19 protein-coding genes are annotated in these 20,955 nt (G+C 65.2%); 11 read left to right on the forward strand and 8 right to left on the reverse strand.

What is annotated here, in order from left to right; genetic code table 11:
* Positions 1 to 94: 94 nt before the first annotated feature.
* Complete coding sequence (locus BLEFHOIH_RS02220; RefSeq protein ID WP_088342875.1) at positions 95 to 664, forward strand: HNH endonuclease; 570 nt, start codon at positions 95 to 97, stop codon at positions 662 to 664.
* 331 nt (positions 665 to 995) lie between these two features.
* On the opposite strand, the gene BLEFHOIH_RS26030 is transcribed toward BLEFHOIH_RS02220, so the two are convergent.
* The 4 genes from BLEFHOIH_RS26030 to BLEFHOIH_RS02235 all read right to left on the reverse strand — a co-directional run bounded on the left by BLEFHOIH_RS26030 (position 996) and on the right by BLEFHOIH_RS02235 (position 2,869).
* Positions 996 to 1,223, reverse strand: coding sequence for a hypothetical protein (locus BLEFHOIH_RS26030; protein WP_125461543.1), 228 nt, complete (start codon positions 1,221 to 1,223; stop codon positions 996 to 998).
* 153 nt (positions 1,224 to 1,376) lie between these two features.
* Positions 1,377 to 1,940 (reverse strand): hypothetical protein, encoded by a 564-nt coding sequence (locus tag BLEFHOIH_RS02225; RefSeq protein WP_088342876.1) that lies wholly within the window; start codon positions 1,938 to 1,940, stop codon positions 1,377 to 1,379.
* Positions 1,941 to 1,987: 47 nt separating this feature from the next.
* Positions 1,988 to 2,401, reverse strand: coding sequence for a hypothetical protein (locus BLEFHOIH_RS26035; RefSeq protein WP_125461544.1), 414 nt, complete (start codon positions 2,399 to 2,401; stop codon positions 1,988 to 1,990).
* A gap of 57 nt (positions 2,402 to 2,458) precedes the next feature.
* Positions 2,459 to 2,869, reverse strand: coding sequence for a cupin domain-containing protein (locus tag BLEFHOIH_RS02235; protein ID WP_088342878.1), 411 nt, complete (start codon positions 2,867 to 2,869; stop codon positions 2,459 to 2,461).
* Between the two features lie 163 nt (positions 2,870 to 3,032).
* Between BLEFHOIH_RS02235 and BLEFHOIH_RS02240 the strand changes: the two genes are divergently transcribed.
* The 3 genes from BLEFHOIH_RS02240 to ilvD all read left to right on the forward strand — a co-directional run bounded on the left by BLEFHOIH_RS02240 (position 3,033) and on the right by ilvD (position 7,953).
* The gene (locus BLEFHOIH_RS02240) at positions 3,033 to 4,205 is read left to right on the forward strand and encodes a phosphoserine transaminase (protein WP_088342879.1); all 1,173 of its coding nucleotides are present in this window, start codon (positions 3,033 to 3,035) and stop codon (positions 4,203 to 4,205) included.
* Between the two features lie 82 nt (positions 4,206 to 4,287).
* Positions 4,288 to 5,871 carry a phosphoglycerate dehydrogenase gene (serA, locus tag BLEFHOIH_RS02245; RefSeq protein WP_088342880.1) on the forward strand — a complete coding sequence of 528 codons (1,584 nt, stop codon included), beginning with the start codon at positions 4,288 to 4,290 and terminating at the stop codon, positions 5,869 to 5,871.
* A gap of 219 nt (positions 5,872 to 6,090) precedes the next feature.
* Positions 6,091 to 7,953: a dihydroxy-acid dehydratase gene (gene ilvD, locus BLEFHOIH_RS02250; protein ID WP_088342881.1), complete on the forward strand. Its 1,863-nt coding sequence runs from the start codon at positions 6,091 to 6,093 to the stop codon at positions 7,951 to 7,953.
* Between the two features lie 52 nt (positions 7,954 to 8,005).
* Here ilvD and meaB read toward each other — a convergent pair whose 3' ends face one another.
* The 3 genes from meaB to BLEFHOIH_RS02265 all read right to left on the reverse strand — a co-directional run bounded on the left by meaB (position 8,006) and on the right by BLEFHOIH_RS02265 (position 10,919).
* Complete coding sequence (gene meaB / locus BLEFHOIH_RS02255) at positions 8,006 to 9,037, reverse strand: methylmalonyl Co-A mutase-associated GTPase MeaB (RefSeq protein ID WP_088343125.1); 1,032 nt, start codon at positions 9,035 to 9,037, stop codon at positions 8,006 to 8,008.
* A gap of 228 nt (positions 9,038 to 9,265) precedes the next feature.
* Entirely contained in the window at positions 9,266 to 9,661 is a 396-nt protein-coding gene (locus tag BLEFHOIH_RS02260; RefSeq protein ID WP_245296837.1) for a polymer-forming cytoskeletal protein, read from the reverse strand.
* Positions 9,662 to 10,202: 541 nt separating this feature from the next.
* Positions 10,203 to 10,919 carry a hypothetical protein gene (locus BLEFHOIH_RS02265; protein WP_125461545.1) on the reverse strand — a complete coding sequence of 239 codons (717 nt, stop codon included), beginning with the start codon at positions 10,917 to 10,919 and terminating at the stop codon, positions 10,203 to 10,205.
* A 52-nt stretch (positions 10,920 to 10,971) separates the two neighbouring features.
* Here BLEFHOIH_RS02265 and BLEFHOIH_RS02270 point away from each other — a divergent pair, with 52 nt between their 5' ends.
* The 4 genes from BLEFHOIH_RS02270 to BLEFHOIH_RS02285 all read left to right on the forward strand — a co-directional run bounded on the left by BLEFHOIH_RS02270 (position 10,972) and on the right by BLEFHOIH_RS02285 (position 15,803).
* Entirely contained in the window at positions 10,972 to 12,669 is a 1,698-nt protein-coding gene (locus BLEFHOIH_RS02270; protein WP_088342884.1) for a DUF697 domain-containing protein, read from the forward strand.
* 63 nt (positions 12,670 to 12,732) lie between these two features.
* A complete protein-coding gene (locus tag BLEFHOIH_RS02275; RefSeq protein ID WP_088342885.1) occupies positions 12,733 to 13,140 on the forward strand; it encodes a rhodanese-like domain-containing protein in 408 nt (135 codons plus the stop codon).
* A 54-nt stretch (positions 13,141 to 13,194) separates the two neighbouring features.
* Positions 13,195 to 14,802 (forward strand): carboxyl transferase domain-containing protein, encoded by a 1,608-nt coding sequence (locus tag BLEFHOIH_RS02280; RefSeq protein ID WP_088342886.1) that lies wholly within the window; start codon positions 13,195 to 13,197, stop codon positions 14,800 to 14,802.
* Positions 14,803 to 15,047: 245 nt separating this feature from the next.
* Positions 15,048 to 15,803 (forward strand): MHYT domain-containing protein, encoded by a 756-nt coding sequence (locus BLEFHOIH_RS02285; RefSeq protein ID WP_088342887.1) that lies wholly within the window; start codon positions 15,048 to 15,050, stop codon positions 15,801 to 15,803.
* Here BLEFHOIH_RS02285 and BLEFHOIH_RS02290 read toward each other — a convergent pair.
* On the reverse strand, positions 15,796 to 17,043 hold the full coding sequence (locus tag BLEFHOIH_RS02290; protein ID WP_088342888.1) for a M15 family metallopeptidase: 1,248 nt from the start codon (positions 17,041 to 17,043) through the stop codon (positions 15,796 to 15,798). The genes BLEFHOIH_RS02285 and BLEFHOIH_RS02290 overlap by 8 nt on opposite strands.
* A gap of 392 nt (positions 17,044 to 17,435) precedes the next feature.
* Between BLEFHOIH_RS02290 and BLEFHOIH_RS02295 the strand changes: the two genes are divergently transcribed.
* From BLEFHOIH_RS02295 to guaB, 3 genes are all read left to right on the forward strand, one after another.
* A complete protein-coding gene (locus BLEFHOIH_RS02295) occupies positions 17,436 to 18,488 on the forward strand; it encodes a Ppx/GppA phosphatase family protein (protein WP_245296838.1) in 1,053 nt (350 codons plus the stop codon).
* Between the two features lie 116 nt (positions 18,489 to 18,604).
* Positions 18,605 to 19,339 (forward strand): RlmE family RNA methyltransferase, encoded by a 735-nt coding sequence (locus BLEFHOIH_RS02300; RefSeq protein ID WP_088342890.1) that lies wholly within the window; start codon positions 18,605 to 18,607, stop codon positions 19,337 to 19,339.
* 96 nt (positions 19,340 to 19,435) lie between these two features.
* Positions 19,436 to 20,923, forward strand: a complete 1,488-nt coding sequence (gene guaB / locus BLEFHOIH_RS02305) for an IMP dehydrogenase (protein WP_088342891.1) — start codon at positions 19,436 to 19,438, stop codon at positions 20,921 to 20,923.
* Positions 20,924 to 20,955: the final 32 nt, after the last annotated feature.

The following is a 20,955-nucleotide window of genomic DNA, read 5'->3' on the forward strand; positions in this document are numbered from 1 at the left end:
AGAACCGCAACAGAGATATAGTATCCCAGACCATACGACGTCGTGCGAGCGTCTCTGCATAGGCCAACGGGTTCAACCGTCAGGAAAGGCAGACGTGACCGCCCTAGCACACGCATCCTCTCCGCCGGAGGCGTTTCCGGCGCTCGTTCTCAACGCCGATTACCGGCCGCTCAGCTATTATCCGCTCTCGCTTTGGGGGTGGCAGGACACCGTCAAAGCGGTGTTTCTCGACCGCGTGAACATCGTTTCCCATTACGACAAGGCCGTGCGCAGCCCGACCTTCGAAATGAAGCTGCCGAGCGTCGTGTCGTTGAAGGTCTTCGTGAAACCGGCGCTGTATCCGGCCTTCACGCGGTTCAACGTGTTCTTGCGCGACCGCTTTAGCTGCCAATATTGCGGCGATCCGCATGACCTCACTTTCGACCATCTCATCCCCCGCTCGCGCGGCGGACTGACCCGGTGGGATAATGTTGTCACGGCCTGCGCGCCATGCAATCTGAAGAAGGGCGGCGACATGCCCAAAAAGGCGAAGATGTGGCCCTATCAGACGCCCTATCGCCCGACCGTCCACGAGCTGCATCGCAATGGCCGGCTGTTCCCGCCGAACTATCTGCATGAAAGCTGGATGGACTATCTCTATTGGGACACCGAGCTGGAGCCGTAGTCTCTTCCCACGGACTATTTTCTCTTGTCATTCCCGCGAAGGCGGTATGGCGGCACAAAAAAACGGGCGCCCACCAGGAGCGCCCGTTCGAATTTTTACGCGATCGCAAACACCCGATGCGGCAGGCGATACGCTACTCTTCGAACGCCCGGCAAATTTCCTCGGCAACACGCATTACAAGACCGGCCGCTCCACTCGACGCCACGCTACGCAACCGACGCAATACCAACCGACGCAACGCGACAAACGCAACTGAACGCCACTCGACTCAACCAACGCAACTCTACGCAACAACGCAACGCCTCAACTCGGGGGCTCGCGGGACGGCCGGCTAGAACCGGCCAGCCCTGACTTCGGCCAGTGGCGCGATCTCGCGGAAGAGCGGCAATTCGGGCTGAATACGGTTTTCCGCACGCGGGGAATGCAATGCGGCGTCGAAATTGAGGGATTCCGTCGCCATGAATTCAGCCTGCTTCATTCGCTTTTCCGCAACTGACCGCAGGATCCCATTGGCCAGATTGCCCAATTGCTTCCAATCGGACGGGTACTCGTGCTCCACTTGACGCTCCACTGTTACTGACGCTGTTAACGGGTTTTTTACCTCTTATGATTCATGCCTACACCGATTCGCGTGAACGAGGCATGAAATAGCAACAGTCAACCCGCAATCTTTACCCCCTGTGGATTTCCTTAATTCTGTTACGAAAATGACTCAGTTGACCTCTATGCCCCGACCGACCAGCTTTTCGCGCAAGCCTGCAATATCCTTCTCTATCACCGGCAGCACCTTTTCGCGTAGTGCCGCCGTGTCCTTCAGCCAGTTGCTGGCCGCCTCGATCGCCGTCCCCTGCCCGATCGCCAGCGCCTTTGCATAATTGCCGGACTTATCGTAATAGCGCCGCACGCCGGTCAGCACTTCGGAGGGGATCTGGAAGGTGGTGCTCTGCTCCTTCATCGTCTCCCAGACATAGCTCTGCAGCTTGAAGATTTCCGGGTCCGAATTTTTGAAGCGCCAGCCGTTCTCAGCCATGTTCTTGGAGATTTCGTCGGCCTGGGCGAGATTGTCCTTCAGCTCGTCGAGCAGCGCGCGGCGCATGAAATAGCTCTCGCGCTCGGTGCGCACGGTCTCGAAATCGAGTGCGGTCTTGTAGCCGGCCTGCGCGGCCAGATAGACGCCGAGCACCGTCGACAGCACGATGACGGCATTTGACACCCAGAATTCCAGATTGCCCTGTTCGCGCACCTTGAAGATGCGCAGCACACGCGGTACGGCCATGGCATTTCCCCCATCGAAACTGCACGCAGAATTACGATGCCCTGCGTTTAGCGTTCCGTGGCGGGAAAATAAAGCGGGGTGATGACTTGGCTCATTTTGCAGTCTTGCTCAACCCGGCGAGCGCCGTGTCGATGCTGCTGAAGGACGGCCAAATCCGGCGCGCGATATAGCCAAGCGAAAAGGTGATCGTTACGACGAAAAGCAGCGCAATGGCGAAATCCCGCCAGAGCTCGGAGTTGCTCCAATCGTAACCGTGATCCGTGATGGCCCTCCTGATGGCGACCAGCGAGAGCGCATGGAGCAAAGCTTGCCGTTGAACGCCCATTCGCCTCCCGCAGAGCGGCGGGGCCTTTCGAGGCCCGGCGCAGCCCGGCCCGCCAATAGGCCTGCATCAGGCCGAAGAAGATAAGGAATGCCAGGGAGACGGTGAAAAGAAAACGGATAAAGGCGTCCTGAACCATAGCGCGCCCCTGCTTTGTCGCTTCAAGGCAGACTGCAAACCTTGATTTCGCAAGAGCCTATGCGGGCGACCAGCCCGGGGGCGCCATTTCGAAGCCGGAGAACTCGAAGCCAGGCGCCACGGTGCAGCCGACCAGCGTCCACTCGCCGAGGCTCCGCGCACTCTGCCAGACGCCCTCAGGTATGACAGCCTGGGGACGCTCGCCCGCCGCCAGATCACTGCCGAGCCGGATAGGCTCCGCGCCCGGCATGGACAGCTCCAGTGGCGCGCCGGCGTAGAAATGCCAGGTCTCGGTGGCGTCGACCCGGTGCCAATGCGATCGCTCGCCCTTCCTCAGCAGAAAATAAATCGCCGTCGAAACCGAACGCCCCTCGGCTTGGCGGGTGTCGCGAAAGGTCTCGCGAAAATGGCCGCCCTCGGGATGCGGCTGAAGTCCTAAAAGGCGAATTATGTCTTCGGCATTTTGCATTTAGCTTACCTCGAATCTGTTCCACTGGAGCATGACTCCAACATCCTCGCGCCGCAACTAACCAGCGCGCGAGCGCCGCTTGACTTCGCCCCAGGCCAGGCGTACGCCCGTCTTGGGCCACTCCTCCCCAACGAGGAGCAACTATCTGAAAGGGTAGATCCACATGACCACTTCCGAGCCGGCCGCGCGCCCGCGCGTGCCGCATTTCTCGTCCGGCCCCTGCGCCAAGCGCCCGGGCTACGCCCTCGACAATCTTAAGACCGCCGTGCTCGGCCGCTCGCATCGCGCCAAGGAAGGCAAGGCCAAGCTCAAGCTCGCCATCGACAAGACACGCGCGATCCTGGGCATCCCGCAGGACTATCTGATCGGCATCACCCCCGCCTCCGATACCGGCGCTTTCGAGATGGCGATGTGGTCGCTACTCGGCGCGCGCGGCGTCGACGTGCTCGCCTGGGAAAGTTTTGGCGAGGGCTGGGTCTCCGACGTCCTGAAGGAGCTGAAGCTCGAGGACGCCCGCAAGATCGCCGCGTCCTATGGCGAGCTGCCCGACCTGACCCAGGTCAATTTCGCCCGCGACGTCGTCTTCACCTGGAACGGCACCACCTCCGGCGTGCGCGTGCCGAACGGCGACTGGATCCCCGCCAATCGCGAGGGGCTGACGCTGTGCGACGCCACCTCCGCCGCCTTCGCCCAGGATCTGGCCTGGGACAAGCTCGACGTCACTACCTTCTCCTGGCAGAAGGTACTCGGCGGCGAGGCCCAGCACGGCATGATCGTGCTCAGCCCGCGCGCTGTGGAACGGCTCGAGAGCTACACGCCCGCCTGGCCAATGCCGAAACTCTTCCGTCTGGTGAAGAAGGGCAAGATCGACCGCGAGTTCTTCGAGGGCGCCACGATCAACACGCCGTCCATGCTCTGCGTGGAGGATTATCTCGACGCGCTCTCCTGGGCCGAAAGCATCGGCGGCCTGCCGGCTTTGTTCGCCCGCGCCGACGCCAATGCCAAAGTGCTCGCCGACTGGGTTGAGCGCACCCCCTGGATCGCCTTCCTCGCCGACAAGGCGGCCATCCGCTCCAACACCTCGGTCTGCCTGAAGATCGTCGATCCGCAAGTTGCCTCCGCGCCGGCCGAAGCGCAGGCCGCCGTCGCCAAGCAGATCGCCTCGACCTTGGACAAGCTGGGCGTCGCCTATGACATCGGCTCCTATCGCGACGCGCCTGCGGGTCTGCGCATCTGGGCTGGCGCCACGGTCGAGACATCCGATCTCCAGGCGCTGCTGCCCTGGCTCGACTGGGCCTTCAGCAATGTCAAAGCCTCGGCGCTGAAAGCGGCCTGAGCCCGCTGATCCTGCGGCGGACGCCTTTGCCTGCGTCCGCCGATCCAGCCCATTCCACGAATTTTTCGATCAGGAGATCGACATGGCGCCTCGCGTTCTCATCGCTGACAGCCTTTCGCCGCTGGCCAAGCAGGTTTTCGCCGACCGCGGCATCGAGACCGAAACCAGGACCGGCCTCGACAAGGACGAACTCGCCGCCATCATCGGCGATTATGACGGGCTCGCCGTGCGCTCGGCGACCAAGGTGACGGAAAAGGTGCTCGGCAAGGCCAATGGCCGGCTGCGCGTCATCGGAAGGGCGGGCATCGGCGTCGACAATATCGACGTGCCCGCCGCGACCGCCAAGGGCATCATCGTGATGAACACGCCCTTCGGCAATTCCATCACCACCGCCGAGCACACCATCGCGCTGCTGATGGCGCTCGCCCGCCAGCTCCCCGAGGCCGACCGCTCCACCCAAGCCGGCAAATGGGAGAAGACCAGATTCATGGGCGTCGAGGTGACGGCCAAAACGCTCGGCGTCATCGGCTGCGGCAATATCGGCTCGATCGTGGCCAATCGCGCGCGCGGCCTTGCCATGAAGGTCATCGCCTTCGATCCGTTCCTGACGCCGGAGCGGGCGAGCGAACTGGGCGTGGAAAAGGTCGAGCTGGACGAGCTGTTCCGCCGCGCCGATTTCATCACCCTGCACACGCCGATGACGGAAAAGACCAAAAGCATCATCAACGCCGCCGCCTTCGCCAAGATGAAGAAGGGCGTGCGCATCCTGAATTGCGCGCGCGGCGGTCTGGTGGTCGAGGGCGACCTGGCCGAGGCGATCAAGTCGGGCCGCGTCGCCGGGGCCGCGCTCGACGTATTCGAGACCGAGCCGGCCAAGGAGAACCCGCTGTTCGGCCTGCCCAACGTCATCTGCACGCCGCATCTGGGCGCATCGACCAATGAGGCGCAGGAGAATGTCGCGGTGCAGGTCGCCGAGCAGATGGCGGATTACCTGCTGAACGGGGCGATCTCCAACGCGGTCAACTTCCCCTCGATCACCGCCGAAGAAGCGCCGCGACTGCAACCCTTCGTCAAGCTGGCCGAACAGCTCGGCTCCTTCGCCGGGCAGCTCACCGAGTCCGGGCTGAAGCAGATCCGCCTCGAATATGCGGGCGAGATCGGCGAGATGAACACCAAGGCGCTGACCGCCGCCGCGCTGAACGGGGTGCTGAAGCCCTTGCTGCAGGACGTGAACATGGTCAGCGCGCCGGTGATCGCCCGCCAGCGCGGCATCATGGTCGAGGAGGTTCGCCGCGATCAGGAAGGCGCCTATGAGACCTATATGCGCGTCACGCTGAAGACCGAAGGCCGCGCGCGCTCGGTCGCCGGCACCGTGTTTTCCGATCACCGCCCACGCCTGATCCAGATCGAGGGCATCAACCTGGAAGCCGAGCTCACGCCGCACATGCTCTACACCGAGAACGCCGACAAGCCGGGCTATATTGGCGCCATCGGCACCGTGCTTGGCGCGGCCGGCGTCAACATCGCGACCTTCACGCTCGGCCGCGAGGATGCGGGCGGCAAGGCGATTGCGTTGCTGGGCGTCGATGAAAAGATCAGCGACGCGGTGCTCGAGACGGTGCGCGGCCTGCCGAATGTGATGCTGGCGAGCCGGTTGCGCTTTTAGGCCGGCGCGACGAGCCGGGCGGCCTCAGAATCGACGCGAGCCGGTTCAGCGAAATTTGCGCCGGTGCAGTGACTTGCGGTATAGCGGGCGCAGACTGCGGTCCTCGCCGGCCCTGAAGCCGCGCGCGGGGCCGACCTTGCGCGCCGGCGCCTTGAGACAAAGATAACACGCTGCTTACGAGGCGAGGCCGCCGATCCCGCCGCCGACAGGAGAAACCCGATGCCGCAATACCGCTCCCGCACCTCCACCCATGGCCGCAACATGGCCGGCGCCCGCGGCCTCTGGCGCGCCACGGGCATGAAGGACGGCGATTTCGGCAAGCCGATCATCGCGATCGCCAACTCCTTCACCCAGTTCGTGCCCGGCCATGTGCATCTGCAAAACCTCGGCCAGATGGTGGCGCGTGAAGTCGAGCGGGCGGGGGCCGTGGCCAAGGAATTCAACACCATCGCGGTCGATGACGGCATCGCCATGGGCCATGACGGGATGCTCTATTCGCTGCCCTCGCGCGAGCATATCGCCGACGCGGTCGAATATATGTGTAACGCCCATTGCGCCGACGCCATGGTGTGCATCTCCAATTGCGACAAGATCACCCCCGGCATGTTGATGGCGGCGATGCGGCTCAACATCCCGGCGATCTTCGTCTCCGGCGGCCCGATGGAGGCCGGCAAGGTCATCCTCGAGGACGGGACGCAAAAAAAGGCCGACCTGATCGACGCCATGGTCCAGGCCGCCAATCCCAGCACATCCGACGAGGACGTGGCGAAATACGAGCGATCCGCCTGCCCGACCTGCGGCTCCTGCTCCGGCATGTTCACCGCCAATTCGATGAACTGCCTCGCCGAGGCGCTGGGCCTCGCCCTGCCGGGCAACGGCTCGGTGCTGGCGACGCACGCCTTCCGTAAGGAGCTGTTCCTCGAGGCCGGCCGCACCATCGTCGATCTGGCGCGCCGCTGGTACGAGCAGGACGACGCGACGGCCACCCCGCGCGGCATCGCCGATTTCCGAACCTTCGAGAACGCCATGACGCTCGACATCGCCATGGGCGGCTCGACCAACACGGTGCTGCATCTGCTGGCGATGGCGCGCGAGGGCGAGGTGCCCTTCACCATGGCCGATATCGACCGGCTCAGCCGCAAGGTGCCGCATCTGTCCAAGCTCGCCCCTTCGACATCCGTCTATCACATGGAGGATGTGCATCGGGCCGGCGGCATCATGGGGCTGATGGGCGAGCTCGACCGCCTGGGCCTGCTCCACCGCGACCGCCCGACCGTTCATGCCCAAACCATCGGCGATGCCATCGACCGCTGGGACATCATGCGCTCCCCCGCTGCCGATGTGCAGCGCTTCTACCGCGCCGCGCCGGGCGGCGTGCGCACGACGGAAGCCTTCTCGACCGACCGCCTGTGGGACACGCTCGACACAGACCGCGAAGGCGGCTGCATCCGCGACGGCGCCCACGCCTATAGCCAGGATGGTGGGCTTGCGGTTCTTTACGGCAACATCGCCCCTGGGGGCTGCATCGTGAAGACGGCCGGCGTGCCGGAGAACTGCCTCACATTCAACGGGACGGCGCGGATCTTCGAGAGCCAGGATTCGGCGGTGAAGGCGATTTTGGGCAGGAAGGTGCGGGCCGGGGACGTGGTGGTGATCCGCTATGAAGGGCCGCGCGGCGGGCCGGGGATGCAGGAAATGCTCTATCCCACCAGCTACATCAAGAGCATGGGCCTCGGCCAGAAATGCGCGCTGATCACCGACGGGCGCTTCTCCGGTGGCTCCTCCGGCCTCAGCATCGGCCATATCTCGCCCGAGGCGGCGACCGGCGGCACCATCGGCCTCATCGAGGAAGGCGACATCATCGAAATCGACATCCCGACCCGCAAGCTGCATCTGGCCGTCGACGAGGCGACGCTTACGGCACGGCGCTCGGCGATGGAGGCGCGCGGCGCCGCGGCCTGGAAGCCGACCGAGAAGCGCGAGCGCTTCGTCTCAACGGCGCTGCGGGCCTATGCGGCTTTCGCCCTCTCCGCCTCCGAAGGCGCCGCCCGCGACGTCGACCAGTTCGAGCGGCGGGGCTAGGAGTTAAGCTGGGCCGTCACGAGGCCGCCAACGCTTAGGCCGGATCGGCGCGCTAAATATCGGCGTCGCCGAGGCCGGCGAGGCGGAGCACTTCATCGGCTGCGGCAGCGGGCAATTTCTGCCCAGACCGGACCTCCGCCTCCAGCGCCTGCATCCGGCCCCTGATCCCGGCATCGCTCCGGATCAGGCCGCGCAGCCGGTCCTGGATCAGGTCATGCATCCAGGCCACCGCCTGCTCCCGGCGCTTCGCCGCGAAGGCGCCCGAGCCCTGCATGATCTGGCGATGGCGGGCGATCGCGGCCCACAGCTCGTCGAGGCCCTTGTTCTCAAGCCCCGAGATCGTCACGGCCTGCGGCTGCCAATCTCCATCGCGGCTGGTCAGGATGTGCAGCGCGGCGCGGTAGTCGGCGGCCGTGGCGCTGGCGCGTGTCGCGAACTCGCCATCCGCCTTGTTGATGGCGATCATGTCGGCGAGTTCGATCAAACCCTTCTTGAGGCCCTGCAATTCGTCGCCGGCGCCCGGCAGCAGCAGCACCAGGAAGAAATCCACCATGCCCGCCACCGCGCTCTCGGACTGGCCGACGCCGACCGTCTCGACCAGCACGACGTCGAAGCCGGCGGCCTCGCAGAGCAGCATCGTCTCGCGCGTGGTGCGCGTCACCCCGCCGAGCGTCTTGCCGGCGGGCGACGGGCGGACGAAGGCGTTCGGATCGATCGCCAGCCGCGCCATGCGGGTCTTGTCGCCGAGAATCGAGCCGCCGGTGCGGTTCGAGGTCGGATCGACGGCCAGCACCGCGACGCGATGCCCTGCCGCCGTCAGATTGGTGCCGAACTGGTCGATGAAGGTGGATTTGCCGACGCCCGGCAGTCCCGTCACGCCGATGCGGTAGGCGGCGCCCGTCCTGCCATGGAGCTTTTGCAAAAGCTCATCCGCCAGCCGCCGGTGATCGGGGCGCAGGCTTTCGACCAGGGTAATGGCGCGGCCGAGCGCGGCCCGCTCGCCTCTCGCCACCCCTTGCGCAAGCGCCGCGACATCGATCGATGTCGATGGCGCTTGGCTGTCGCTGTCGGATGTGGCGGGCATGGGCGACGGCAGCTTCCGGCGAAGGTCGAGGCGAGGCCATTTGCGCCGCGCAGCTGCACAATAGCTCGCAAAAATGGAAAAACGCCAGCGCGCCGCGCGAAGGCGGCGGTCAGCGCGGACGGAATAGGCAGGCAAGACGCTGAAAGCTTCGCCCCGCACCCGCCCGGAAGGAAGTCCCGGATTGGACTTGCCCCAAACGGATCAGAACGACGCGAGGCGCGTGGAAAATTACTCCGCCGCCTGGCCTTGCAGCATGTCGAGCTTGGGCGCGGACGCGATCGGGTCCTCGGTGCGGCGCGACTTGCCTTCGAAGAAGGCGCCCTGTTCGATGGCGAGCGACTGGTGGAAAATGTCGCCTTCGACATGCGAGGAGGATTGCAAGGTCACGCGAACGCCGCGGATCGAGCCCATCACCTGGCCGCGCACGACAACGTCCTCGGCGACGATACCGCCGGTGATCTGCGCCTTTTCGCCGACGATCAGCGAGGAGCAATGCACATCGCCCTGGATCTGGCCGTCGACCTGGACCTCGCCCTTGGACAGCACGTTACCGGTGACCGTCAGATCCTCGCCGATGATCGACGGGGCCATCCGGTCGGCGCGGTAGGCGGGGGTCGGCTGCATGGCGGGTCTCGGAGCCATGCCGCCCACGGGCGGCTGCGCCGGCATGGGAGAAGACAATGGGCCAGAGCTCGCCGGTTGGGCGGGGCCACCGACAGCCTTGCTAGTCGTCTTGGTAATCGGCTTCTGCGACTCGAAAGTACTCATTTCGCTCTCTAGCTTTTCTGGCTTCTCTGGCTTTTTGGTAAACATCTGCACCTTCTCCGAAATTCCGATGGGGGGCAGCGCCTCACAGTTCTAAGTCGGCACCAGACGCTTTTCAATGCCCTTTAGGAGCCGTGGGGGCTCCGGCGAAGCCCATGAATCGAAGTGATCTGCGACTGTTGCCCAAAGTCCCCTGAACCGCCAGCCATGGGAAAAACGCATTCGCCAGGTCGCGAGGACGCCGGAGGATCGGTGCCGCGATCGTCTCCAGCCGAGGCAGGGTCGCACCTCCCGAAAGGGGGGACAAGCGAAAATTTCCCCTAGCCTGTGCGAGGCGGCTATGAAGGCTTAGAATGAAGGGGATAGAGCAAGACCCGAGGCGGATTGGATGATCTGGCTCTTACGGCCGCAGCAGCGCGCCGCGCAGGTCCGTCCCCGTGATGGCATCGAGAAGCGCGGCGAGCGGATAGGCGAAGGCGCTCCAGATGCCGAGGCCGGTCTCGGAGCGGATGATGCCGGGGAAGATCTGGAAGCGGTAATAGGCCCAGGCCGCGGCGACGGGGATGATGACCATCACCACCCGCAGCACGGCATGGCGGACCATGCGCGGCGCGATCTGGTCGGCGAGGCGGTAGGCGAGCCCTTCCCAGCTCGACGGCCGTCCGGAGAATTTGAGCGCGTAGCGGGCAATATGCCCGGCAGTGGAGGGACGCCCTTCGGCATTGGTGAAGGCGTCGCGCAGGCGGGAGAGAATGAGCTGGTAGAGCAGCAGCCGGGCAAGCTTGTGCGGCGACACTCGGGTCGAGGCCCAGACCGCCATCACCGGCAGGATCTCGATAATGCCCGTCGCCAGCGTCCACAGGCCGTAGACGCCCGCCGCCAGCAGGATCGAAGTGACCGCCAGCCGCTGCGTTTCCGGATCGCCGATCAACAGGACCGCCAGTTCTGCAATCGCGAACAGCAGCCCGACGATGATCGAGGGGATCAAAATACTCCCGACGCGGGTTTGGATGACGGCATCGACTTCGGCGATGGCGAGGCGCTCGACGACATTTTCTCCGGCCGACAGCGCATCGCGCAAGCCGCCGCGCAACTCCTCGAGGGTCTTCAATACCATGGCGCCGCTCTCCATCTCCCGTGAGACCATAATATGAGAAAGTATTTGGCGAATGCGAACAGATGAACGCATAGCCGTCGCCATCGAAGATCCGGACGATCTGCGCTCGCTGCTGCTCGGCTCGAACGAGGCTGAGCTGGCGTCCTTGCGCGAGGCGCTGAATGTGGCGGCCGGGCTCTCCGTCGACGAGCTGGCGCAGGCCATCGAGAAGCGGATTGCCGCCCTGGCGGCAGGGGAAAACCCGGGCCGCCCGGCGCTTTTGCGCTTGTCCGCCTGGGCCGCGCAGCGTCTCGGCTCGGCCGAAGACCCCCGCACGCTCGGCGCGGCCGACGGGGAAATCCTGCGTTTGTCGCGCGGCGGCGGGACGGATGCGGCTGCGGAATTGCGCTTTCCGGGCGGCGGCGATTCGAATCTGCTGCAAACCGCGATCAAACTGGCGCATTTAAGACAGAGGAAGGCGCGGCGTCTGCGCTGGTGGCGTCCGCTGCTCGACCGGCTGGTCGGCCATCCGCCATCGCAGCCGGCCGCACGGAGTCCCGCAAAGCCGCTGCCGGTCCGGCGCGGCGGCGATGAGGCGGCCGGCGCCTCGCCCTTCGACGACGACGCGCTCTGGGACATGATCCAGGGCGCGGCCGGGCGACTGCCTCTGTCGGTATGGGAAGCCAAATTGAGCGAAGCGCGCAAAGCCATCGGCCGGTTCAACATCATCGTCGCCGGCCGCACCGGCGTCGGCAAGACGACGCTGATCGGCTCCATCTTCGGCCAGGAGGTCGGCAATACGCTGATGGGCCGGCCGAGGACGCGCGGGCGCATCTGGTATCCGCTCACCCCCGGCGAGGCCGACATCCTGCGTCTCTGCGACACCGAGGGGCTGGAAATGGAGCGCTACAAGGAGACGCTCGACGGCCTGAAGCGCGAAATCGAGCAGCGCAATGCCTCGGGCGACCCCTTCGACCACATCCATGTCGCCTGGCTCTGCATCGATGAGCCTTCACTCACCGTGCAGCCCGGCGAGGAGGCGCTGGTCGAGCTGATGAGCCGCGAGGGCATCCCGGTGGTCGTAGTGCTGACCAAGGCCGGCATGGCGCCCGAATTCAAGGACACGGTGCGCAAGCTGCTGCCGGGCGCGGTCGCCGTCGTGCGGGTGCGCGCCGCGCCGATCGCCATGGAGGGGCAGAATTTTGCCCAGATGGGCATCGAGGAGCTGATGCAGGCGACCGAAGCCGCCATCCCGGATTCGGTCGAGGCCGCCTGGCATGTCGCCTCGCGCAACCTCACCGAAATGTTACGGCGCTCCGAGGTGACCATCCGGCGCGCCGCGGCGGCGGCCGGGGCGGCGGGCGCCGCGCCGATCCCGCTGGCCGACGCGGCCGGTGTTTTCGGCGTCCAAGTCGGCATGATCATCGCCGTGAGCCTGAATATGGGCGTGAAGCTGAAGCGCGCCGACCTCCAGGCCATGGCGATGACCCTGATCGGCGCGCTCGGGCTGACGGCGGGCGGACGCTTCATCGCCGGGCAGGTCGCCAAACTTATCCCCGGTCTTGGTACCATTGCGGGCTCCGCCATCACCGGTACAACCGCTGCGGCCTTGACCTATGGGCTCGGGCGGGCTTATCTCGAATATCTGCGCGGCTTCTTCGAACAGCACAAACGCATGCCCGACGCGGATGAACTCGTTTCAGGTTTCCGCATCTTCTGGCAGCGATGGAAAAATAAGCAGGAACTGCCGCCGAAACTTCCGCAAACTTAAGCAATTCTTACAGTCCGGCCAAAAACTGTCCGCTTCACGCGGGCCATGAGAGCGAGCACCCCCATGCCCAAAGCCATGAAAATCGGCTATGACGCGCTGATCGAGGCCGCCAGACGCGAGATCACCGAGCTGGAACCGGAGCAGGTCATGGCCGCCATGGACGGGGGCGGCATCGTCATCATCGACGTGCGCGACATCCGGGAGATCGAGCGCGAGGGGCGCATTCCCGGCTCCTTCCATTGCCCGCGCGGCATGCTGGAATTCTGGATCGACCCGGGCAGTCCCTATTTCAAGCCGGTCTTCGGCGAGCAGAAGCGCTTCGTCTTCCATTGCGCGCTGGACTGGCGCTCGGCGCTGTCGACGCAGACGGCGCAGCGCATGGGGCTAGAAAACGTCGCCCATATGAAGGGCGGCTTCAAGGCCTGGCGCGATGCGGATGGTCCGGTGGAGATGGTTGCGGCGGAAGCCTGAGACGCAGAAAAAGACAGCGCGCGGCAGCCCGCCGGAAGAAGCAAGGAGCGGCGCATGGGTAGGATTCACAGCCGGATTTCGGCGTCGAGCGATGATTTTATCAGCCAGCGCGCGGCTTTTCAGGCGCTGAACGCGGAGCTGATCGCCGCGCTCGCGGCGGCGGCCGAAGGCGGTTCCCAAAACGCACGTGAACGTCATGCCGCGCGCGGAAAGCTCCTGCCGCGCCAGCGCGTCCTGAAACTCATCGACCCCGGCTCGCCCTTCCTCGAATTGTCGCCGCTCGCCGCCTACGGGCTCTACGGCGAGGATGTGCCCGGCGCGGGCCTCATCACCGGCGTCGGCCGCGTCTCGGGGCGCGAATGCGTGATCGTCTGCAATGATGCGACGATCAAGGGCGGCACCTATTACCCGATGACGGTGAAGAAGCATCTGCGCGCCCAGGAGATCGCCGAGGCCAACCGGCTGCCCTGCATCTATCTCGTCGACAGCGGCGGCGCGAATTTGCCCTATCACACCGAAGTCTTTCCGGACCGCGATCATTTCGGCCGCATCTTCTACAATCAGGCGCGCATGTCAGCCGCAGGCATCCCGCAGGTCGCCGTGGTGATGGGCTCCTGCACAGCGGGCGGCGCTTATGTGCCGGCCATGTCCGACGAGACAGTGATCGTGCGCAACCAGGGCACCATCTTCCTCGGCGGCCCGCCCCTGGTGAAGACCGCGACGGGCGAGACGGTGACGGCGGAGGAACTGGGCGGCGCCGATGTCCACACCCGCAAATCCGGCGTCGCCGACCATTATGCCGAGGATGACGAGGACGCGCTTGCCATCGCCCGGCGTATCGTCTCGCATCTCAACCTGCGCAAGACCACCGACCTCGTTTTCGCCGAGCCGCGCCCGCCTGCCTATGACATGGCCGAGCTGGAAGGCATCGTCCCCGCGCGGCTCGCCGTGCAATATGACGTGCGCGAGGTGATCGCCCGGCTGGTCGACGGCTCCGAGCTTGACGAGTTCAAGGCCAATTACGGCACCACCATCGTCACCGGCTTTGCGCATCTGGAAGGCATGCCCGTCGGGGTGATCGCCAATAACGGCATCCTCTATTCGGAATCGGCGCTGAAGGCGGCGCATTTCATCGAGCTGTGCTGCAAGCGGCGTATCCCCCTCCTGTTCTTGCAGAACATCGCCGGCTTTATCGTCGGCCGCTCCTATGAAGCGGGCGGCATCGCCAAGGACGGCGCGAAGATGGTGATGGCCGTCGCCTGCGCGAATGTGCCGAAAGTAACGCTCATCATCGGCGGCTCCTACGGCGCTGGCAATTACGCCATGTGCGGACGCGCCTATGCGCCGCGTTTCCTGTTCTCCTGGCCGAATGCGCGGATCTCGGTGATGGGCGGCGAGCAGGCGTCGAGCGTGCTGGCGACCGTCCGGCGCGAGCGCATCGAGGCCGATGGCGGCGCTTGGGCGGCGGAGGACGAGGAGGCGTTCAAGGCGCCGATCCGCGAGCAGTATGACCGCGAGGGCAGCCCCTATTACGCCACCGCCCGGCTCTGGGACGACGGCATCATCACCCCCATGGAGAGCCGCCGCGTGCTGGCGCTGGCCTTCTCCGCCGCGCTGAACGCGCCCATCCCCGATACGCCCTTCGGTGTCTTCCGTATGTAAATATACGGAGATTTACTCCGGCCCCAACTCACTGTAGCGTCGCGCCGAGTAGTATTAGATATAAGTTTAATAAAATACGATATATTAGCTTGTTTACACAAGATTTGACGAATGCATACTTTGCCGTTACTCTGTCTCATTATGGGGCATTGAAGCGGTGCGTCACCGTTTCCTGAGCACCGCTCCCGCGTCGCGAGCGTGCGTTCCGGCCCGTCCCGGCAGCTTTCATCAAATGGGGTGAACCCATGGGCTTTACCCATGATTCCGGCCTCGTCGCGCTGTCCATTGCCATTGCCATTCTCGGCGCCTTCACGGGGCTGATCGTCACCAGCGGTTTGCGCGGAGCGACGGGTCCGGGCGCCCGGCTTCAGGTCGGGCTGGGCGGCCTCAGCTTCGGCGGCGGCTTTTGGGCCATGCAGATGATCGGCATCCTCGCGGTGATCGCCCCCGTCGAGACCGGCTATTCCCTCGGCATCGCCATGCTCTCGATTCTGATCGGGATGCTATTCACCTCCGCCGCCCTCGCCGTCATGGCAAAGCGCATGTTCGGCCGCTATACGCTGACCGCGAGCGTAATCTTCCTCGGCTCCGGCCTCGAGGTGATGCACATCGTCGGCGTCAGCGGGTTGCGCGGCGCTTTCGTGCTCAGCCTGTGGTGGCCCGCCATCGCGGTCTCGACCGTCATCGCGGGCCAGGTGGCGTTCCTCGTGCTGTGGTTCGCCTTCCGCAATCGCGGCCTGTTGGAAACGGCGGTCGCTTCCATCGCACTGGGTCTCGCGGCGGCCTCAATGCATTTCGCCGGCATGCAGGCGGTCAGCTTCCTGCCGGCGGGCTCGCCGCTCGTGCCGGTCCCGGCCGGCAGCGCGCAGGGCCAGCTCGCCTTCATCATCGCCCTCGTCGCCTACGCCGTTTGCGGCATGAGCATCTTCGCCTTCACCATCCTCACCTTCAAGCGGGGGATGATGCGCCAGCGGCGGCCACAGGTGCGCCTGCTCAGTTGAGGTTGCGCCACTGCTTCTCCGGCATCGGCACCGAGGCGCCGTACGGATCGGCGATCTGGTCGTCCGCCCCGATCAGCTCCGGCCGGTATTCGAAATGCATCGTGTCGAAATGATACCATTTCGCGCCCCAGACGAAGCCGTGCTTCTCGAAGATGGCCGCGATCTCATAGGGGATCTGGTTGCGGTAGACATAGGCGCCGGCCCGTTTCGGCTTGCCCCATTGCCAGTAATCGCCATAGCGGGCGTTGATGTCGATGGCGATACCATAGGCGTGGGCGCTTGACCGGCTGGTCCGGGCGATGTCGCGGCAATTGAAGGTGCCGGCGACCGGCTTGAGAAATTTGATCATCTCGCTCGGCAACGCGTCGAGTTCGTCCGAGACCTGCTTCAGCTTCTCGGCGACGCCATTGGCCGAGGTGATCTGCACGCTCTTGCCGCCATTCTTCGGCAGCCAGGCGACGGACACCAGCTTCTTCTGCACCTCCTTCTTGCGGCAATCGCCATACATCTTCCGCAAAAAGGCCTCGTTACGCGCCCGGCCGGGATCGAAATCCTCCCGCGGGTCCTCCAGCGTGTCGCCGGACGGATAGGGCGGCACGAACATATCCTCCAGGTCGGCGTCGGTGACGCGCTCCTCGGCGGATTTCTCGCGGCCGTCGTCGAAGACCATGCGCGTGCCGTCGCGCCAGATCAGGCTGGCACCGTCATGGCCTTGCAGCGCGTCCGGATAGGCGGCGACGAGCCGGTCGAGCAGGCGGGCGTTGCGCGCGGCCTTCGCGGCCTCGGCGGGGGGAGCGGGCTTTTCGGCAGGCGGTGCGGGCGCGGGTTCCTGAACCGGCTGTTTGGCGGGCTTGGCCTTCGCCTCCTGGAGCTCGGGGCGGCGCTCCTGCAATGCGGGGCTCGCCGGAATCGCCGGTTGCGGCTCGGACGTCTCGGTGGCCTCGGGGACCTCCTCTTTCGGCAGCCGCCCATAATTCTTCCGCACGCTCGGCGCGGCGGCCGGGCGCGGCGCCCGCTCGGGCGGATCCGGGGCGACCCGCTCCGGCCCCAGCGCCGCCGTCACCGCCGGGCCGGACGGCGCAGGTTGCGGCGCATCCTGCTTCACGAAGGCCAGCGCGATCAGCAGCACGAACATCGCGTGCGTCAGCCCCGCCGCGACCCTGTGAATCCGGGCGCGGCGCGAGACGGCGGCCGCAGGCGCCTTGCGCGGCGCGGACGCTTTCGGCGTGACTGAATTCATCGTTTGCGACCCATCGTTCCCCCGTGCGGACGGGCAGCGCCCGCCGCAATCGATAGCCCCCCGCAGGCCGCGCCGGCGGGGACAAAAATCACTCTATCCGAAATGAGTGAGTCGCCGCGTAGTTCCGGCATCGGCGGCCGCCACAATCCGGCCGCCAACTCGAAATGCTTTACGGCAGCATTGTGGCTGATAAAGTAGCGGGGCTTTGACCGGGCTTACGCCGGGAGTATGAAGGACTTAGGGTGTCGCAGAGGAGTGAGCAAGACGGTGCTGCGCTGGGTAGCGCGAGTACACCGGCAACTGGCCTTTCCGGCCAGGCCGGTGAACCGTTCATTGCCAAAACCCTTGGTCAGCCCCACGGATTGAGCCCTCCGAGTCCTGATCCACCACATGTGGTAAATCACACATCGGCGGCCGAACGTGCCGCGCTCGTCTACGGCGCGCTCGACCTCGGCACGAATAATTGCCGCCTGCTCGTCGCCCGGCCGTCGCGGCGAGGGTTCCAGGTTATTGACGCATTTTCGCGCATCATCCGCCTCGGGGAGGGCGTCAGCCAGACCGGCCAGCTCTCCGAAGCGGCCATGGAGCGGACGGTCGAGGCGCTCAAAATTTGCTCGGAAAAGATGCATCGGCGCAATGTCCGCCGGTCAAGGCTGATCGCCACCGAGGCCTGCCGCGCCGCGCAGAACGGCCCGCAATTCGTCCGCCGCGTGCTGGATGAAACCGGGCTTCAGCTCGAAGTCATCGGCCGCGAGACCGAGGCCCGGCTTGCGGTCGCCGGCTGCGCCTCGCTGATCGACCGCAATTGCGACTGGGCGCTGGTCTTCGACATCGGCGGCGGCTCGACGGAGCTGATCTGGCTGGATCTGGGCCGGCTCGGCAAGGGCAACCGGCAGGCTTTCGGCGACCGCGCCAAGGTCCACACCGCGATCGCCGCCTGGACCTCGCTGCAGGTCGGCGTGGTCACCCTGGCGGAAAAATTCGGTGGCCGCATCGTCGATCACTGCATCTTCGAGGCGATGGTCGAGGAGGTGGTGGAGAAATTCACCCCCTTCGAGACGGAATATGCCCTGGCGCGCGACATAGCCAAGGGCAACGCGCATCTGCTCGGCACCTCGGGCACGGTGACGACGATCGCGGGCGTGCATCTGGCGCTGCCCGCCTATAGCCGCAGCAAGGTCGACGGCTGCTGGCTGAGCGACCGCGAAATCCGCAAGGTCAGCGGCCAGCTTCTGGGTCTCAGCTACGAAGCCCGCTCGCTGCAGCCCTGCATCGGCCCCGAGCGCGCCGATCTGGTCCTGGCGGGCTGCGCGATCCTGGAGGCGATCATGCGCCTCTGGCCCTGCCGCCGTCTGCGGGTCGCCGACCGGGGCCTGCGCGAGGGCATCCTGACCAGCCTGATGGCCGAGGACGCCCGCAATAGCGGCAATGGCTGGCCGCGCTGACGCGGGTTTCGCGCTCGGACTTTTCACGCCCCGCCCCACGCGCCATCTTAAGGCCGTCGGACATCATAAACCCCGACGCCCGTTGCCTCGCGGCGGCGGGCGTGATAGCGAGGCCCATGGCCAAATCACCGGGCGGCAAGGGCGGAAAATCGTCCGCCGGCAGCGATCGCGCATTGAAAGTGCGCGTCCTGACGGCGCGCAAGCGCACGCTCTCGTCGACGCGCTGGCTGCAGCGCCAGCTCAACGACCCCTATGTCGTGGCGGCCAAGCGCGACGGCTTCCGCTCGCGCGCGGCCTACAAGCTGATCGAGATCGACGACAAATATAAAATCCTCAAGCCCGGCGACGCCGTGGTCGACCTGGGCGCCGCGCCCGGCGGTTGGTCGCAGGTCGCGGCGACGCGGGTCAAATCGGAGGACGGCAAGGGGCTTGTCGTCGGCATCGACGTCACCGACATAGACGTCATTCCGGGCGTCATCTTCCTCCATGCCGATTTCATGGATGACGGCGCGCCCGGCGCCCTGATCGCCGCGCTCGGCGGCAGGCGGCCGCAATCGGTGCTGTCGGACATGGCGGCGCCCGCGACCGGCCATCGCCATACCGATCATCTGCGCATCATGGGTCTGTGCGAAACGGCGCTGGATTTCGCGGTCGAGGTGCTGGCGCCGGGCGGCACCTTCCTATGCAAGGTGCTGCAGGGCGGGACGGCGCAGGATTTGCTCGACACCATGAAGCGGAATTTTGCCACCGTCCGCCATGTCAAGCCGAAGGCGAGCCGCGCCGATTCCGCCGAACTCTATGTTCTGGCGACGGGTTTTAGAGGAAAAACCGCCGCAACCGGAGAGGGGTAGTCTCCCAGACTATGCAGCGCGGCGCTGAAATGATAGAGAGTCGCGGCAAGCCGCCTTTCTAGGCGTTTGCAATCCCGCGAGAAAGAGTACCTGCACATGGCAAAACTCAGGCTGGGAACCGCCCTGACTTTTGACGACGTTTTGCTGCGCCCGGCCCATTCGGAGGTGCTGCCGACCTCGGTCGACGTGTCGTCCTGGGTCTCGCGCAACATCAAGCTGCATATTCCGATCATTTCCGCCGCCATGGATACCGTCACCGAGGCCCGCCTCGCCATCGCCATGGCTCAGGCCGGCGGCATCGGCGTCATCCACCGCAATCTGGAGCCGGACGAGCAGGCCGAGCATGTCCGCCGCGTAAAGAAATATGAATCCGGCATGGTGGTCGATCCGGTCACCATCGCGCCGCGCGCCACGCTGCGCGAAGCGCTCGACCTGATGAGCCGCCACAGCATTTCCGGCATTCCCGTCGTCAAGCCGCCCGTCAACGGCTCGCGCGAGGGCAAGCTGGTGGGCATTCTCACCAATCGCGACGTGCGCTTCGCCACCAATATGGAGCAGCCCGTCTCCGAATTGATGACCAAGGACAACCTCATCACCGTCACTAAGGGCGTGACCGGCGAGGAGGCGATGCGGCTCCTGCATCAGCACCGGATCGAGAAGCTGATCGTGGTCGATACCGATTATCACTGCATCGGCCTGATCACTGTGAAGGACATCACAAAGGCCCAGCAATATCCCAACGCCTCCAAGGACGAGCAGGGCCGCCTGCTGGTCGCCGCCGCGACGACGGTTGGCGATGTCGGTTTCGAGCGCAGCGAACAGCTCATCGATGCCGGCTGCGACATGCTGGTGGTCGACACCGCGCATGGCCATTCCAACCGCGTGCTGGAGGCGGTCGCGCGCATCAAGCGGCTGTCGAATTCGGTGCAGGTGCTGGCGGGCAACGTCGCGACCGGCGAAGGCGCCAAGGCGCTGATTGATGCAGGGGCCGACGCGGTCAAGATCGGCATCGGGCCGGGCTCGATCTGCACCACGCGCATTGTCGCCGGGGTCGGCGTGCCGCAGCTCACCGCCATCATGGAAGCGGCCGAGGAAGCGCAGAAGGCCGGCGTTCCGGCGATCGCCGATGGCGGCATCAAATTCTCCGGCGACCTCGCCAAGGCGCTGGCGGCCGGCGCCAACTGCGCCATGATCGGTTCGCTGCTGGCCGGAACCGACGAGAGCCCCGGCGAGGTCTATCTCTATCAGGGCCGCTCCTATAAATCCTATCGCGGCATGGGCTCGATCGGCGCCATGGCGCGCGGCTCGGCCGACCGCTATTTCCAGCAGGAGGTCCGTGACACGCTGAAGCTGGTGCCCGAGGGCATCGAGGGGCAGGTGCCGTATAAGGGGCCGGTCGCCAGCGTGCTGCATCAGCTCGTCGGCGGCCTGCGGGCGGCGATGGGCTATACCGGCTCGGCGACCATCGAGGAACTGCATGAGCGCGCCGAGTTCATCCAGATCACCAATGCGGGCCTGCGCGAGAGCCACAGCCACGACGTGACCATCACGAGGGAAAGCCCGAACTATCCGACGAGCAGCTAAGGAGCGGATGGGCGCCGGTTTCCCGGAAAATT

The organism is Rhodomicrobium sp. R_RK_3 (genome assembly GCF_002198715.1).
Lineage (GTDB): Bacteria > Pseudomonadota > Alphaproteobacteria > Rhizobiales > Rhodomicrobiaceae > R-RK-3.

Excerpts from the sequence above, each read along its gene's own strand:
- BLEFHOIH_RS02270 (WP_088342884.1), top strand. The coding sequence starts at position 10,972 with ATGCGAACAGATGAACGCATAGCCGTCGCCATCGAAGATCCGGACGAT.
- BLEFHOIH_RS02240 (WP_088342879.1), top strand. The coding sequence starts at position 3,033 with ATGACCACTTCCGAGCCGGCCGCGCGCCCGCGCGTGCCGCATTTCTCG.
- BLEFHOIH_RS02285 (WP_088342887.1), top strand. The coding sequence starts at position 15,048 with ATGGGCTTTACCCATGATTCCGGCCTCGTCGCGCTGTCCATTGCCATT.
- BLEFHOIH_RS02290 (WP_088342888.1), bottom strand. The coding sequence starts at position 17,043 with ATGAATTCAGTCACGCCGAAAGCGTCCGCGCCGCGCAAGGCGCCTGCG.
- BLEFHOIH_RS02265 (WP_125461545.1), bottom strand. The coding sequence starts at position 10,919 with ATGGTATTGAAGACCCTCGAGGAGTTGCGCGGCGGCTTGCGCGATGCG.
- BLEFHOIH_RS02225 (WP_088342876.1), bottom strand. The coding sequence starts at position 1,940 with ATGGCCGTACCGCGTGTGCTGCGCATCTTCAAGGTGCGCGAACAGGGC.
- BLEFHOIH_RS02235 (WP_088342878.1), bottom strand. The coding sequence starts at position 2,869 with ATGCAAAATGCCGAAGACATAATTCGCCTTTTAGGACTTCAGCCGCAT.
- BLEFHOIH_RS26035 (WP_125461544.1), bottom strand. The coding sequence starts at position 2,401 with ATGGTTCAGGACGCCTTTATCCGTTTTCTTTTCACCGTCTCCCTGGCA.
- BLEFHOIH_RS02280 (WP_088342886.1), top strand. The coding sequence starts at position 13,195 with ATGGGTAGGATTCACAGCCGGATTTCGGCGTCGAGCGATGATTTTATC.
- BLEFHOIH_RS02275 (WP_088342885.1), top strand. The coding sequence starts at position 12,733 with ATGCCCAAAGCCATGAAAATCGGCTATGACGCGCTGATCGAGGCCGCC.
- serA (WP_088342880.1), top strand. The coding sequence starts at position 4,288 with ATGGCGCCTCGCGTTCTCATCGCTGACAGCCTTTCGCCGCTGGCCAAG.
- BLEFHOIH_RS02260 (WP_245296837.1), bottom strand. The coding sequence starts at position 9,661 with ATGCAGCCGACCCCCGCCTACCGCGCCGACCGGATGGCCCCGTCGATC.
- guaB (WP_088342891.1), top strand. The coding sequence starts at position 19,436 with ATGGCAAAACTCAGGCTGGGAACCGCCCTGACTTTTGACGACGTTTTG.
- meaB (WP_088343125.1), bottom strand. The coding sequence starts at position 9,037 with ATGCCCGCCACATCCGACAGCGACAGCCAAGCGCCATCGACATCGATC.
- BLEFHOIH_RS02300 (WP_088342890.1), top strand. The coding sequence starts at position 18,605 with ATGGCCAAATCACCGGGCGGCAAGGGCGGAAAATCGTCCGCCGGCAGC.
- ilvD (WP_088342881.1), top strand. The coding sequence starts at position 6,091 with ATGCCGCAATACCGCTCCCGCACCTCCACCCATGGCCGCAACATGGCC.